The sequence below is a fragment of the Mesorhizobium sp. M0983 genome, from assembly GCF_040318975.1.
Taxonomy (GTDB): Bacteria; Pseudomonadota; Alphaproteobacteria; order Rhizobiales; family Rhizobiaceae; genus Mesorhizobium.
On the sequence record NZ_JAMYNH010000002.1, the window covers coordinates 120,047 to 134,597 of the forward strand.

General features: G+C 62.7%; 13 protein-coding genes. 5 read left to right on the forward strand and 8 right to left on the reverse strand.

Translation table 11 applies throughout. The annotated features are described in order from the left end of the window. Nucleotides 1-48: 48 nt before the first annotated feature. Together dnaG and NKH71_RS04115 are read right to left on the reverse strand one after the other, a co-directional pair. On the reverse strand, nucleotides 49-2,025 hold the full coding sequence (gene dnaG / locus NKH71_RS04110; protein ID WP_352494942.1) for a DNA primase: 1,977 nt from the start codon (nucleotides 2,023-2,025) through the stop codon (nucleotides 49-51). A 158-nt stretch (nucleotides 2,026-2,183) separates the two neighbouring features. Then, nucleotides 2,184-2,570, reverse strand: coding sequence for an RcnB family protein (locus NKH71_RS04115; protein WP_352790868.1), 387 nt, complete (start codon nucleotides 2,568-2,570; stop codon nucleotides 2,184-2,186). Between the two features lie 378 nt (nucleotides 2,571-2,948). Between NKH71_RS04115 and NKH71_RS04120 the strand changes: the two genes are divergently transcribed. The 3 genes from NKH71_RS04120 (at nucleotide 2,949) to NKH71_RS04130 (ending at nucleotide 6,256) form a co-directional block, all read left to right on the forward strand. Further along, nucleotides 2,949-4,613, forward strand: coding sequence for a Na/Pi cotransporter family protein (locus tag NKH71_RS04120; RefSeq protein ID WP_023719342.1), 1,665 nt, complete (start codon nucleotides 2,949-2,951; stop codon nucleotides 4,611-4,613). Between the two features lie 123 nt (nucleotides 4,614-4,736). Further along, nucleotides 4,737-4,946 (forward strand): DUF2061 domain-containing protein, encoded by a 210-nt coding sequence (locus tag NKH71_RS04125; protein WP_023678301.1) that lies wholly within the window; start codon nucleotides 4,737-4,739, stop codon nucleotides 4,944-4,946. A gap of 128 nt (nucleotides 4,947-5,074) precedes the next feature. Then, on the forward strand, nucleotides 5,075-6,256 hold the full coding sequence (locus tag NKH71_RS04130) for an MFS transporter (RefSeq protein ID WP_023719343.1): 1,182 nt from the start codon (nucleotides 5,075-5,077) through the stop codon (nucleotides 6,254-6,256). Between the two features lie 2 nt (nucleotides 6,257-6,258). On the opposite strand, the gene NKH71_RS04135 is transcribed toward NKH71_RS04130, so the two are convergent. The 3 genes from NKH71_RS04135 to NKH71_RS04145 form a co-directional block, all read right to left on the reverse strand. Next, nucleotides 6,259-6,816, reverse strand: coding sequence for a GNAT family N-acetyltransferase (locus NKH71_RS04135; protein WP_352790870.1), 558 nt, complete (start codon nucleotides 6,814-6,816; stop codon nucleotides 6,259-6,261). Between the two features lie 209 nt (nucleotides 6,817-7,025). After that, nucleotides 7,026-8,108, reverse strand: coding sequence for an arginase family protein (locus NKH71_RS04140; protein ID WP_352592386.1), 1,083 nt, complete (start codon nucleotides 8,106-8,108; stop codon nucleotides 7,026-7,028). Between the two features lie 97 nt (nucleotides 8,109-8,205). Beyond that, nucleotides 8,206-8,655, reverse strand: coding sequence for a GatB/YqeY domain-containing protein (locus NKH71_RS04145; protein WP_023719346.1), 450 nt, complete (start codon nucleotides 8,653-8,655; stop codon nucleotides 8,206-8,208). 307 nt (nucleotides 8,656-8,962) lie between these two features. On the opposite strand from NKH71_RS04145, the gene carA reads away from it, so the two are divergent. Together carA and NKH71_RS04155 are read left to right on the forward strand one after the other, a co-directional pair. Then, a complete protein-coding gene (gene carA, locus NKH71_RS04150) occupies nucleotides 8,963-10,177 on the forward strand; it encodes a glutamine-hydrolyzing carbamoyl-phosphate synthase small subunit (protein WP_084642696.1) in 1,215 nt (404 codons plus the stop codon). Nucleotides 10,178-10,523: 346 nt separating this feature from the next. Beyond that, nucleotides 10,524-10,685 carry a hypothetical protein gene (locus NKH71_RS04155; protein ID WP_023719348.1) on the forward strand — a complete coding sequence of 54 codons (162 nt, stop codon included), beginning with the start codon at nucleotides 10,524-10,526 and terminating at the stop codon, nucleotides 10,683-10,685. A gap of 136 nt (nucleotides 10,686-10,821) precedes the next feature. Here the strand turns inward: NKH71_RS04155 and NKH71_RS04160 are convergent, their stop codons facing one another. The 3 genes from NKH71_RS04160 to ypfJ form a co-directional block, all read right to left on the reverse strand. Next, nucleotides 10,822-11,829, reverse strand: a complete 1,008-nt coding sequence (locus NKH71_RS04160) for an alpha/beta fold hydrolase (protein WP_352894524.1) — start codon at nucleotides 11,827-11,829, stop codon at nucleotides 10,822-10,824. A gap of 273 nt (nucleotides 11,830-12,102) precedes the next feature. Beyond that, nucleotides 12,103-13,368 carry a TCR/Tet family MFS transporter gene (locus tag NKH71_RS04165; protein ID WP_023719350.1) on the reverse strand — a complete coding sequence of 422 codons (1,266 nt, stop codon included), beginning with the start codon at nucleotides 13,366-13,368 and terminating at the stop codon, nucleotides 12,103-12,105. Between the two features lie 152 nt (nucleotides 13,369-13,520). Next, nucleotides 13,521-14,441, reverse strand: coding sequence for a KPN_02809 family neutral zinc metallopeptidase (gene ypfJ / locus NKH71_RS04170; RefSeq protein WP_023719351.1), 921 nt, complete (start codon nucleotides 14,439-14,441; stop codon nucleotides 13,521-13,523). Between the last annotated feature and the right edge of the window lie 110 nt (nucleotides 14,442-14,551).

Here is a 14,551-nt window from a genome sequence, read left to right on the forward strand (position 1 = left end):
TTCGACGCGCAAGCACGTCCTTACATTCAGTCTTCTGGGGGCTTCGATCTAAACGCGCCCAGCCCTGCCCGACGATACGCCAAACCCTTCGATCAGCGCTTCCGTTGCCTGCACATCACGAAATTGCGCCTGGATTTCGACCAGGTGCCGGTAGTTTTCGTCCGTGGGGTCGCTGGCGAGCGCTGCTTCCGCCTGCTTCAGCTCCTTATGTAAGGTGCGCGCGCTGCGCTGCAAGTGGAGGGCCTGGCTGAACGCATCGCGGGCATCGTCGAGTGCCGCCGTTTCCAGCGCCGGCCATTGCCGCGCACGTTTGATCAGCGCCACCGCACGCTGCCAGATCTCGCCGCAGCCGGCCCGCTCGATCGTCGCGATCACCGCGTCGCGGTCATTGGCCATATCATGCGCCATGGCGTCGAGGATCGCCGCATGCAGCCGCTTCAGATCGGAGTTGGCGAGATCGAGGAACTCGACATGGGCGAAATTCTCGTCGATCAGCACGGGATGGTTGACGAGGGCGGCAATGATCGTCGCCTCGCGTACCGACATGCCCTCGCCGCCGCGCTTGACCAACGCCGAGCGACCGAGGCTTTCGGTGATCGCGGTGCGCCCACCGGCATTGCCGCCGCGCGCAAACTGTCCGCCGGGTGCTGAACCCTTGCCCTGGAAACGTTCGCCGGGCCGTCCGTCCTGACGCCCCTGGCGTCCGCGCTGGGCACCGAAGAAGCTCTGCACCCGCTCGCGCATTTCCTGTTGGTAGTGATAGCGAAGGCTCTCGTCGCGGATACGGCTGGTCAGTTCGCGCAGCGTCTTTTCGAGCTCGGCTCGCCGTTCCGGCGTGTCGAAGATGCCGCCGGCCGTCTCGCGCATCCACAAGAGGTCGGCCAGCGGCCGCGCCTCGGAAAGCACGGCGCGGAACGCATCCGGTCCGTCACCCTTGACCAGATCGTCGGGATCCTTGCCCTCCGGCAGCAGGGCGAAGCGAACCGAGCGGCCCGCCTGGACCGCCGGCAGCGCCATGTCGGCGGCGCGCCATGCTGCCTTCAACCCGGCGTGGTCGCCGTCGAAGCACAGCACCGGCTCGCCGGCCATGCGCCATAGAAGTTCGAGCTGGTTTTCAGTCAATGCGGTGCCGAGCGGCGCCACCACGTTTTCGAAGCCGGCCTGCGCCAGCGCGATCACATCCATGTAGCCTTCGACGGCAATGACCGTGCCGCCCTTGGCCAGCGCCCCCTTTCCCAGCGCCCCCTTTCCCAGCACTTGGCGTGCACGAGCGAAATTGTAGAGCACGTTGCCCTTGTGGAAGAGCTCCGTATCGGGCGAGTTCATATATTTGGCCAGCGCATCCGGCGCTAGCGCCCGCCCGCCGAAGGCGATGATCTTGCCCCTGGAATCCGGGATCGGGAACATAATGCGGTCGCGGAACCAATCGTAGGAAACCGGGACGTCGTCGCCATGGCGCACCAGCCCGCACGCCTCGATGTCGGCCTTGGGGACGCCCTTGGCGGCAAGATGCTCCTTCAGCGCGTTGCGGCTGTCGGGCGCATAGCCGAGGCGGAAGGACTGCTGCGTCGCCGGTGTCAGTCCCCGGTCGCGCAGATAGGCGCGGGCCTTTGCGCCTTCCGGTCCCTGCAGCCGTTCCTGGAAGAACACCGTCGCCATCTCCATGACATCGGTCAGGCTGGCGCGTTCCTTTTCGCGCCGTTCCTCATCGGCGTCGCGAACCGGCATCGGCACGCCGGCCATGTCGGCGATCTTCTCGACGGCCTCGGGAAAGCTCATCCCGTCGAGTTCGGTCAAGAACTTGAAATGGTCGCCCGAAACCGAGCAGCCGAAACAGTGATAGCGGCCCTTCTTGTCCTCGCAATGGAAGGACGGGCTCTTCTCGCCATGGAACGGACAGCACGCCCAATAATCACCGCGCGGCGCGTTTGTCTTTTTCCTGTCCCACGCGACGCGCTGGCCGATCACCGAAGAAATCGGCACGCGGTCGCGGATCTCGTCGAGGAAAGCAGGCGGAAAGCGCATGAGGGACAGCTCGTTTGGCCTCCATATAATCACACGGGCCAAGCCCGACGACTCCTAATGCGGAACCATACCCGGTTTTCACAGGCCAAAAAGAGAAGGCGGCCTGCGGGCCGCCTTCTCGATCTAATCCGGCGCAGCGCCGGTCAGCCGTTCCGCACCTACTGCGCGGCGATAGCGCCGAAGATCAGGCCCGAGAGGTTGCTGACCAGCAGATAGTCGTTGCCGACCCGGATCCACTCCTGGCCGGGACCGGGACGGCGCAAGCCGTAGTGGCGATAGTCGCGGATCGGCTGGTGACGCTTCCAGCTGGAATATCTCTGGCCGTTGCGCCAATGGCTGCGCTTCACCACGATCTTTTTCGTCACTACGACGCCCTTGTTCACCTCGACATGCTTGTTCACGTCGACATTGCCGGGCTTTTGCCAGTCGACCTGGCTATAACTCGATTGCGGTGCGTTTGGTGGGTTCAATGGTGCAGCCTGGCCCTGCAAGGCCGTTGCACCCAGCATCGAGAAGGCAATGGCGGAAAGAACGATGCGTTTCATAGCGGGTACTCCTTGGTTGTCGATGCCTCTGGAATAGAGCCGGAAGGATGAACCGAAACTGAACGCAGAGATTACGTTTTCGTAATGATTTCCTACATTTAGCACGCCTAATTCAGCACTACCTTTAAAGCGGCTGTCCGAGCACGGACGCATGACCCTCCGCAACTCCGCGGGCAATGCAACCATTTTGCCGGCCATCCATTTCCGACACGCCCCGTCGCGGGGCAACACTCGTCCGAACCGGGCAAAATTTATTATTCGGCTAAAATAAATCGGAGTAATATCAACCTCTGCAATGTCCACGATTCGCGCCCACTGTTGCCCCTTTGACTTCACCGCGCCCGCGTCGCTGGCACCTGTCGCGTTGCGGGGCCTGGCATGAGTGGCTCCGTCGTTTTGCTGCACCTTGCCGGTGCGGTGGCACTGATGCTGTTTGCTACCCGTTTGGTGAAGACCGGCGTCGAGCGCGCCTATGGCGATGTGCTGCGCCACAAACTGCGCGCCACCATGCGCAATCCCTTCATGGCGGTTCTGGCCGGCTGCGGCCTGGCGGTCGCGCTGCAAAGCTCGACCGCCGTTACCTTGCTGGTCGGCTCATTCGCCGGCTCCGGCATTGTCAGCGGCATGTCGGGCCAGCTTGCGGTGCGCGGTGCCGAGATCGGCTCGGCGCTGGTGGTCAAGCTGCTTACCTTCGATCTGTCGCTGCTGGTACCGGTCTGCCTGGTCGCCGGCACCGTCATGTTCATGGCCACCGAGCGGCGCGACTGGCGCCAGTTCGGCCGCATCCTGGTCGGCATCGGCCTGCTGCTTCTGTCGCTGGAGATGATCGGCCAGGCGTCGGAGCCGCTGCGCCAGAGCACGCTGATGCCGCTCATCGTCGATTACTTCTCCGGCGATCCGGTCACCGCCTACCTTCTGGCGGCGTTGGTCACCTGGCTGTTCCATTCCTCGATCGCCGCGGTGCTGCTTATGGTGACGCTCGCCGGCCGCGGTTTCATCCCGCCCGAACTCGGCATCGTGCTGGTGCTCGGCGTCAATCTCGGCTCTTCGATCATCGCGCCGCTTCTAACCCGCAACGCAGAACCCGGCGTTCGCATCGTGCCGATCGGCAATCTCCTGATGCGCGGCATGGGCTCTCTGATCATGCTGATCCTGTTCCTGACGTTCAAGCCGCCAGTCGCCTTCTTGGGCAGCACCGTGCCCGAGCAGATCGTCAATGCCCACATCGTCTTCAACATCCTGATCCTGATCGCCGGCCTGCCGCTGGCGCGCCTGGTCTATCGTGCCTCGGAAAAGATCGTGGCGCTGGGCACCAGGCCCCAGCCCGCCAACGCGCTCGACGTCATCGAGCTTTCGGCGCTCAACGAAAGTGCGCTCGACGTGCCGAGCCAAGCACTCGCCAATGCCACCCGCGAGGTAGTGCGGGTCTGCGAGACGGTCGAGATCATGCTGAAACGGATCATCGAACTCTATGAGAGCGCCGACGCCGACAAGATCAGTGCGCTGGCCGCGCTCGACGACCGTGTCGACAGGAAGCACGCGGCGATCAAGCTCTATCTCGCCAAGGTCACCAAGAACCCGCTGAGCGAGGACGAGGCCCTGCGTTGCCAGGAGTTGATCGGCGCCTGCGTCAAGCTGGAGCAGGTCGGCGACATCATCGTGCGCAACATGCTGGTCCATGTGAAGAAGAAATTCGAGCGCGGACTGGAGTTCACGCCGGAAGGCTGGCGCGAGCTTTGCGCCTTCCATGCCCTGGTGCTTGCCAATGCCAGGCTAGCCTTCAACGTCCTGGTGTCCCGCGATCCGGAGACCGCTCGCCAGTTGGTGCTGGAAAAGGACCGGCTGCGCGACCGCGAGAAGGAAACCAGCCAGAGCCATTTCGTGCGGCTGCGCGACGGCACCGCCAAGAGCGTCGAGACCAGCTCCATCCATCTCGACACCATTCGCGACCTCAAGCAGATCAACTCGCTGCTCGCCTCGATGGCCTATCCCGTGCTTGAGGAACGCGGCCTGCTAACCGGTTCGCGGCTGAAGGCCGGATAGATTGCGTCCACAGGCCGGTAGCTTCAGAAGCTCGCCTATGCTGTGAGCCAATGCGCAAAATTACCTTTGCGCCACCTCCTGTCTGTCGGCTAAAGATCGCCAGATCTACCGGAAGGAAAGTCGATGGACACCCATTCTCGCAGCTTCGCCAAGGCGCTTTCCTGGCGTGTCACCGGTACCATCGACACGATGATCATTTCGCTCGTCGTGACGGGAAGCATCAAGCTCGCTGCGGCCATCGGCCTGACTGAGGTCGTCACCAAGTCGCTGCTCTACTACCTTCATGAGCGGGCGTGGCTGAAAATTCCTTACGGAAGGAAGGCGGCCGCGTAGCTCTTGCCGCCGCGGCCGGCACCTGACCGGTGACAAAGAAAATCTAAAGCGGCGTCGCCAATTTCTGAATTGCCCGGTGCCCTTATCCGTGGTTTGAGGTCACCTTATCCGAGGATCGCCTTCCCGCCATGCTTCCCCTCATTGCCCTGTTCATTGCCGCCTTCGCCTTCGGCACCACCGAATTCGTCATCGCCGGCGTGCTGCCGCAGGTGGCGGATGGCCTTGGCGTCGCGATCCCGACCGCCGGCTATCTCGTTTCCGGCTATGCCGGCGGCATTGCAGTCGGCGGCCCGCTGCTGGCGCTCGCCACCAAAAGGTTCTCCCGCAAGGCCCTGCTGCTTGGACTGACTGCAGCCTTTACCATCGGCCAGGCGGCCTGCGCGCTGGCGCCCGACTTCGCCTCGATGCTGCTGTTGCGGATTGCGGTGGCCGTGGCACACGGCGCCTATTTCGGCGTTGCCATGGTGGTGGCCGTCGGCCTCGTGCGCGAAGACCAGCGCGGCATGGCGGTGGCGCTGATCCTGTCCGGCCTCACCGTATCGAATGTCATCGGCGTTCCGGCCGGCACGGCAATCGGCAACATCTGGGGATGGCGTGCGACATTCTGGGTGATGTGCGCTCTCGGCGTGGTGGCCTTCGCCGCCATCGGCGCCCTGCTGCCGCGCAAGACAGGATCGTCGAGCCCGTCCGTCAGCCTTGGCAGCGAGGTACGCGTGCTCGCACGCCAGCAGGTCTGGACCTCGCTCATCATGATGCTGATGCTGATGATCGGCCAGTTCGGCCTGTTCACCTACATCACGCCGACGCTGCTTGAGGTCACCGGCCTCGACGAGAAATGGATACCTTGGGTGCTCCTGCTCAACGGTGTCGGCGCTACAATCGGCGTCTTCGTCGGCGGGCGCCTCGCCGACTGGAAGCTGATGCCGTCGCTCATCGCAATGCTATTCCTGCAGGCGGCGATGCTCGCCTCGATCTACGCCGTCAGTCCTTACCCACTGCCGATGGTGATGGCGATCTTCGTCTGGGGCGGCCTCAACTTCGCCATCGGCACGCCGATCCAGACCCGCATCCTGACCTGGACCGCGGACGCCTCCAATCTCGCCTCGTCGCTCATTCCGTCAGGCTTCAATGTCGGCATCGCGCTCGCCGCATCGCTCGGCGCGGCGATGCTCAATGCCGGCTATGGCTATCGCAGCTTGCCGGTGGTTGGCGCGATCGCCATGCTGGTCGCGGTCGCGGTTGCGCTTGCCTCGCATGTCTGGGAATGGCGGAGCCGGGCGGCGCCGCCGCTGCCGGCTGCCGCCGAATAGGGCTACAGATCGATCCGGTAACGCAGGCTTTCCGCGCCGCCATAGGAAGCATCCTCGAAGAAACGCCCGACGAGCCCGCCGCCATTGGCCAGAACGACCTTCTGCGAGGACACATTGTGAGGCTTGCAGGTGATTTCGACGAAGGGCAGGCCAACCGCCCTCGCCTCCTCCAGCATGAGCCGCAGCGCCTCCGTCGCATAGCCGCATCCCCGTTTCCACGGCACCACCGCATAGCCGATGTGGCCGAGCACGTGCGATGGCAGCGCCGCGGTTCCGGGCTGCCAGCGCAAGCCGATCGAGCCTGAGACTTCCCCGTCCCAGATCCAGCGCCGAAATCCAGGCAGCCGCGGCACCGTCGAACCGTCCGGCAAGACGATCGGCGGTCCCTTGCCATCAGGATCGTCGAGATCGGCAAGGAAAGTCGCTGGATCCTTTTCGATAGCCGCAAGCTGCTCGCGCGTCGCGTCGAGCAGCCGCACATTGTCCGGCGACCAGCCGCGCTCGAGGGCCGCCTTGTAGGACGGCAGGTGTTCAAACGCCGGTTTGACGAGTTCGATCATGAGCGCGAGCTTTTGGCTGTCGGCCCTCAAAGGCGGGCTTGCGGCTGTAGCGGCTACGACAAAACTGCCCCGCCATCGACCGTAATTCCCAAGTTTTCCGCATTGCGCCCATGTCGCGCAATGATTGCGACCGGGCGCATAAGGCTGGCTCCGCTTGGATGAGGCAAGCCGGCCAATTGCCCGCGAACGACCGTGAGATGGATCTCGAACTATCCAAGGGCGTCTGCAAGCATCTCATTCAAGCGTGCGAATGCTGCGGACTCGTCTGGCGCATGGGCCGGATTAACTTCTGTGATGGTCAGGCCGCGCCATTGCGGCAGGGCTGTCAGTTGCTTTAGCACAAAGGCGACTTGCTCCAGTTTGAGACCGTCGCAACGGCGCACATTCTCCGCAATCGGAAAATCGATAAAGGAGAGCACATCGACATCGAAGTGGATAAGCACGCAGTCAAAGCGCGCCGCCCATTCGGCCGCGCGCGCCGACGCCGCCTCGATGTCACTCAAAGCTTCCTCACGCGATATGATCTTGATCGCGTGATTTCCGATCACGGCCGCTTCGGGCGGGGTGATGTTCTCGATGCCGAAATAGAGGAGTTGCTGAGGCACGAGCATCGGGCGGGTCGGGCCGAGCCTCGCGAGCGAAGGCTCGCATCCATGGATATTGAGCAGATGGGCGACGCCGGTCCAGTCCAAGGCGCCGTCGCTCGTGTCAGGTGTGTTGAGATCGGCGTCGAAGTCAATGTAAACGAGTCCGATCCGCGCGCCGGCCGCATTCGCCCCGGCGACCGTCCCCAGTTCCACAGTACAATCGCCACCTAAAACAAGCACGTCTTCCTGCGCTGCGATCGCCGTCGCTACGTGGCTTGCGACCAACTCACAGGCGTCGCGCACTGCTTCCAGGTTCATAGCCTGCGACCGCGAAGGGTCCGGTCGCCATCGGAACGATGCAACATCGCCACGATCCCTGATGGATCTGCCTCGGTTCGTGATCGCTTCTGCGAGCCCATTTCGCCGAAAGGCCGCGGGGGCCTGTTCCTGACCCGGCGAATAGGCGCCGGCACTCGTGGCCGCACCGACAATATTCAACAAACGCGCCGCCAAATCGAAGCTCCATTTTCGCATGATCTTCTCGCAAACGTGTCCGGAGGGAGGAAGGTTCCTCCTCGACTTGAGAGGTTGCCGCCCGGCATCGGCACGAGGCCTAACAAGCAAAAAGCTCGCCGCATCGATGCCGTCGTGAGACGCCAGACGTCGAACATACAGGTTCATTCGCGCGGCCGTGGCGATGAACATGTCGGTGCGAACTGCCGTCCGCTCCGCCCGCTCCTAGCCTGGCTCCTCGCGATGGTCTCTTCGAGTCTCATGAGCACCGCTAAGGCGGGAAAAATCCCTACTGAAGCAGGCTCTTGACGATGCCGCTCGCCTTGGAGAAATCCATCTGGCCAGCATATTTCTCCTTGAGCGCCGCCATCACCTTGCCCATCTCCTTGACGCCGCTGGCACCTGTCTCGGCGATAGCGGAACGGACGGCGCTTTCCGTCTCGGCCTGGCCCAGTTGCGTCGGCAGGAAGTCGCGGATGATCGCCATCTCGTCGCGCTCCTGCGCGGCAAGTTCCGGCCGCTTGCCGTCATCGAACGCCTTGGCCGATTCCTCGCGCTGCTTCACCATCTTGGCCAGGATCTGCAGGATCTCGTCGTCGCTGGCCGGCTCCTTGCCGGCGCCGCGATTGGCGATGTCGCGATCATGAATGGCCGCCTGGATCAGCCGCAATGTCGGCAGCCGGCGCTTGTCCTGTGCCTTCATCGCGCTCTTCAGGGATTCGGCGATTTTGCCTCGCATGGTGCTTTCTCCTTCGAATGCGGCGGACAATAGCCGTGCCGAAAGCCCAAGGCAAATTCAAGTCTGTCCGGCAAATCCCTGATATTGTTCGACGAAATAAATCCAGGCACGTACGGCGCGGCATCATTGACCGCCTTGGCGCCTTCCCCTATGTACTGTGCCTTGCATGAATTGAATTCTAGTGCACGTCGCCCAAAAGTGCGTAGCGGTTTTGGGGCAACGACATGCAGCGCGCCGAGGCTGTGAGATTGCCGCTTCGCGCTTTTTGTTGCGCCGATTGAGGAGCGCAGCCTTTAGGAGTGCCGCCATGGCAACGATGACCGCCGCATCGACCCCCCCTTGGGCCACCGAGAAGCCGACCGCCCTGCTGGTGCTGGCCGACGGCACCGTCATCGAGGGCCGTGGTCTGGGCGCTTCCGGCTCCGCCGTTGCCGAGGTCTGCTTCAACACCGCGCTGACCGGCTATCAGGAGATCCTCACCGACCCCTCCTATGCCGGCCAGATCGTCACTTTCACCTTTCCGCATATCGGCAATATCGGCACCAATAACGAAGACATCGAGGATCTCAATCCGCTGGCCCGCGCCGGCGCCGTCGGCGCCGTGTTCAAGGCCGATGTCACCAACCCGTCGAATTACCGCGCCGGAACCGGTCTCGACCAGTGGCTGAAGAAGCGCGGCATCGTTGCACTTTCGGGCATCGACACGCGCGCGCTGACCGCGCTGATCCGCGAAAAGGGCATGCCCAATGCCGTTATCGCGCACGCCCCAGACGGTATCTTCGACATCGAAGACCTCAAGCGCCGCGCCGCCGCATGGTCGGGGCTTATCGGGCTTGATCTGGCCAAGGAGGTCACCTCCGGCCAATCCTCGGTCTGGCGCGAGACACCCTGGGCCTGGAACGAGGGCTTTGGCGAACAGGCCGACCCGTCGATGCACGTCGTTGCCATCGATTATGGCGTCAAGCGCAACATATTGCGCCTGCTTGCCGGCCTCGGCGCCAGGGTCACCGTGGTGCCGGCCAAGACCGGCGCCGAGGAGATCCTGGCGATGCGGCCCGATGGCATCTTTCTATCCAACGGCCCCGGCGATCCGGAAGCCACCGGCCACTACGCCGTTCCGGTCATCCAGGATCTGTTGAAGACCGATATCCCGCTGTTCGGCATCTGCCTCGGCCACCAGATGCTGGCGCTGGCGCTGGGCGGCAAGACCGCAAAAATGCATCAGGGCCACCACGGCGCTAATCATCCGGTCAAGGACCACACCACCGGCAAAGTCGAGATCGTCTCGATGAACCACGGCTTTGCCGTCGACGCCGACTCATTGCCGAGCGGCGTCGAGGAAACCCATGTCTCGCTATTCGACGGTTCGAATTGCGGCATCGCGCTCACCGGCAAGCCGGTCTTCTCGGTCCAGCATCATCCGGAAGCCTCGCCCGGCCCGCAGGATTCGCACTATCTGTTCCGCCGCTTCGTCAACCTGATCCGCGAAAAGCGTGGCGAACCGGCACTGGCCGAGCGCTGACCAAGCCGATGCATCAGCTATAACATATCGGCGGCGCGTGATCTGGACAACTTGCCTCCGGACGTCCGCGAGCAGGTCTCAGAAAGTCTGATTTCTTACGCAGTCGGCGGTCGCGGAGATACCAAGCGCCTCGTCGGCAGGGAAGGTTACAGACTTCGGATCGGTCGCTACCGAGTCATGTTTGACGAAGACCGCGCCACGATCCTTGCGGTCTATGTCGGCAAACGCGAAACGACAACCTACCCGTCGGCCATAGTAGGACAGAACACCATGAACGCCCCGCAAATCATCAAGACCCCAACCGGTGAGGAGCTGGTCGCTATCCCAAGGGGACTACGAGATCCTTTTGCGTGCCGCCGAAGAAGCTCTGGAAGACGCTGCCGATGCGGCGATCTACGACGAGCGTAAGGCCGATCTCCGAGCGGAAAAGGCACTGCCCGCGGACGTGACCATGGACATCTTGCGGGCTCCAGCCGGCTCAAGGCGCTGCGCAACCGGCGGCGGCTGACGCAAGCCGATTTGGCGGCCATGATCGGCGTCAGCCAGGGTTTTCTGTCGGACCTGGGGTCCAATCGCCGCAAACCATCGGCGCAGACAGGGCCCCTGCGGCTACCCCCGCACGACCAACCCAGCGAACGGAGTAATCACCCCGTGACGCGCCGCGGGTGTCCGGCTCCTTCTCCTTTGTTTCTCTCTCCCGCCGGGCCGGGCCCGCCGGCCCCCCCCCGCTTCTCGATCAGTTCGGCAACCGCATCAGGATTGTCGGCCAGCACATAGTGGCTCGCATCGGGGATCTCGGCGCGCTCGACATGGCTCATGCCCTTGGCGCGGTAGCCGGCGAGGAAGGTCGGCAGCAGCGCAACAAAGGGGGACTTCTGGCCGAAGGCGATGACGAGCGGAACGGTGCTCGGCGCCGTCTGGGCGGCGTTCCATTCGGCATCGCTGGGGAAGGCGCGGTAGATCTCGAACGCGGCATGCAGTTGAGGCGCTCGATAGATGCGAAAATAGTATTTGCGTTCCTGCCTGGTGAATTTGCCGAAGTCGAGGAACCAGCCAAGCACGGCGGCCTGCCGACCGGGAACCACCTTTTCGGCGAGGCCGCCGGGCGCCTGGATGAAACCGATATGCCACGTGCCTGATATCGCCTTGTCCCAGCCGTCGATGCCGGGCATCGGAACATCGAGGATCATCGCACCGCGCAGCGTGTCGGGAAAGCGCCTGAGATAGGCATAGGTGACGATGCCGCCAAGGTCGTGACCCACCACATAGGATTTTTCCAGATGCAGAGCGTCGGCAAGCCCATGGATCTGCGCCGCAAGATTGGCGGCTTCATAGCCGCCCCTGGCAGGCTCCGAGCGGCCTATGCCAGGCAGGTCGACGGCAACGACGGTGAAGCGTTGCGCCAGTCTCGGCATGACGGCCTGGTATTCGTTCCAATCTTCCGGAAATCCATGCACCAGGATAAGGGCTGGTCCGTGCCCGCCACGCAGGTAGTGCATGCTGCTGCCGTTCACCGCGGCTTTGGCCGAGGTGAACCCGGGCGGCACCTGACCTGCCCGTCCAGCAGGCGCCGCATGAGCCGCCACTACAACGAGCACCGCGCAGACAGCCACAGCCATGAGCGCCGCGCGATGAAGTATCCGGTTCAACATGTTGCTCTCCTCTCGTCTTCGATCCAGGCCCCGCGTTTGTTGCTTCTGACGTAAACTAGGGCGGGAGTTCGAATGGTCAGAGTTACAAAATGCGGCGCGAATGCCTCGAGGCCGGACTGCGCGATTACCGGAGTTGCGTTGTTGCCCTCATTCCTATCGCCTTTTTTCAATGAAGCCATTAAAACCGGTCGAAGAACCAGTGTGACGGGCATTTCGTTGGCCGGATCTGTCTCCACAGCCCGTCCTTGGTCAGGGCGATGCGGCCGTCATGGCTCATATCTGTGCTCCGTCTTCAGCAACGCCGGACGTGACGTTTCTGAGCGCCGCCGGCTTGGCTACTTTCGTGACGAAGACGATGAGCGCCAGCGTCAGGAAAATCGCGCCGAGCAGGTAGGGTGCGCCGCCGAAGGTCACGGGCGCGTTCGGCCCCGTGAACCAGGAAAAGATCGCCGTATAAAGCAGCGGCGTGATGATCGAGGTGATCGAGAAGATCGACGTCATCGCGCCCTGGAGTTCGCCTTGTGCCGAAGGCGGCACCTTGGCGGCGGCAAGGCTCCTGAGCGGCGGATCGGCCAACGCCTCGAGGCAGCCGACGACGATCACTGCATAGATCATCCAGCCTTGCGACGCGAATGCGTAGCCGAAGGCGCTGAGTGCCGTAAATGCCAGACCGATTACCGCCGTCTTCCACTCACCGAGCTTGGGGATCACGCGCGGCAGGACCGTCGCCATGACGATAGCCCCGCACAGGCCGAAGGCACCGAGCGAGAAGCCGATCTGTTGTTCGCTCCAGCCATAGCGATAACTGGAGACGAACGACCAGACCGCAGGATACATCATGTGCCCCAGCGTCATCAGAAAGAAGACAAGCCCGATCCAGCCGATGCCTTCGTAGTTGCGCATCTGGACGAGCGTGCCGACCGGGTTCGCGCGTTTCCACTCGAAGCGGCGACGATGCTTGCTATCAAGCGTTTCCGGCAACAGAAACAGCGCGATCAAAAAGTTTACGAAGGCAAGCCCGGCAGCGAAATAGAATGGCACGCGCGGCCCGAACGTGCCGAGCAACCCGCCCAGAACCGGCCCGATGACGAAGCCGACGCCGAAAGCGATGCCAAGCAGGCCGAAATTCTTCGCACGGTTCTCGTCGGTCGAGATATCGGCGATGAATGCCGATGTCGTGGAATAGCTGGCGCCGGAAATGCCGGCCAGCACACGCCCGATGAACAGCATCGGATAGGACCAGGCGATGGCACAGATCAGATTGTCGATGGAAAACGTCAGCACGGAGGCGAGCAGAATCGGCCGTCGTCCGAACCGGTCGCTCAACCCGCCCATCACTGGTGCGAAAATGAACTGCATCGCCGCATAGGCGAAGAACAGCCAGCCGCCCTCGATAGCCGCCTCACTGATGCCGACGCCGGTCAATTCTCTGAGATAGGCCGGCAGCACCGGCATGATGATGCCGAAGCCGATGATGTCGAGCAGCAGGGTGGTGAAAACAAGCGCAAGGCCCCGCCTGGCGGTTTTGGGGTCTATCATGATGGTATCTCCTCGGGCCGCCCGGGGCGAAGGCGAACGCACCTTATAGGCGAACACATCGCTGGGAACAATGAGGGAACGGGCAGGGTGTTTTCATCCTGACATCCCCTGACTGCTATCCAGTCTCTCGGATTCGCGAGAAAACCGTCGGCTCAGATCGGATTGTTGAACGTGTCGCAGTCCGAAAGCTTGCCGTTCTGGAAGCCTCGCGCCAGCCAGGCCTGCCGCTGCTGCGACGTGCCGTGGTTGAAGCTTTCCGGCACGACGTAGCCCTGCATCTTCTTCTGCAGCGTGTCGTCGCCGATCTGCTTTGCGGCGTTCAATGCCTCCGCCATGTCGCCCTGTTCCAAAATGCCCTTCTGGCCGGTGAAATGTGCCCAGATGCCGGCAAAGCAGTCGGCCTGCAGCTCGACCTGCACCGACATGTGGTTGGCGTCGGCCTCGCTCATATTCTGCCGCATCTGGTTGAATTTGGGCAGGATGCCGACGAGGTTCTGCACGTGATGGCCGACCTCATGCGCAATAACATAGGCCTGTGCGAAATCGCCCGAGGCACCGAACTGCTGATCGAGTTGCTGGAAGAAGGTGGTATCGAGATAGACCTTGCGATCGTTGGGACAGTAGAATGGTCCGGCCGCTGACGAGGCCGAACCGCAGGCGGAGCGAATCTGGCCGCTGAACAGGACCAGTTTTGGATCTTGATAGGTCAGGCCCTCGGACTGGAAAATACCAGTCCAGGTATCCTCGGTCTCGGCCAGCACGGTCGACACGAACTGCTTCATCTCGTCGGAGGCCGGCGCACCGGTACCGCCGCCTTGCTCGCCGCTATTGTCGGTGATCTGGCCGCCGCCGCCGGGCTGCAAGCCGCTGTTATCGAGGATCTGACTCGGGTCGAAGCCGAAATACCACCCTGCCAGGAAAATCAATCCTACGATGATGATGCCCGACATGCCGCCGCCGCCGGCGCGACCTCCGATCGGGATGCGAAACTGCCCCGGCCCGCCGCCAAGCCCGCCGCTCTGGCCGCGCTCGTCCTCGACATTGTCACTCTGACGACGGCCCTTCCAGAGCATGGCAACCCCCGTGATGCATGTTTGCAATCAACCCGCCGATGTCCTGGCCGGTTCCAACCCAGCAAACAATTATCCCAATGGTTACGCCAAGTCACAGTATTTTTCGCGCT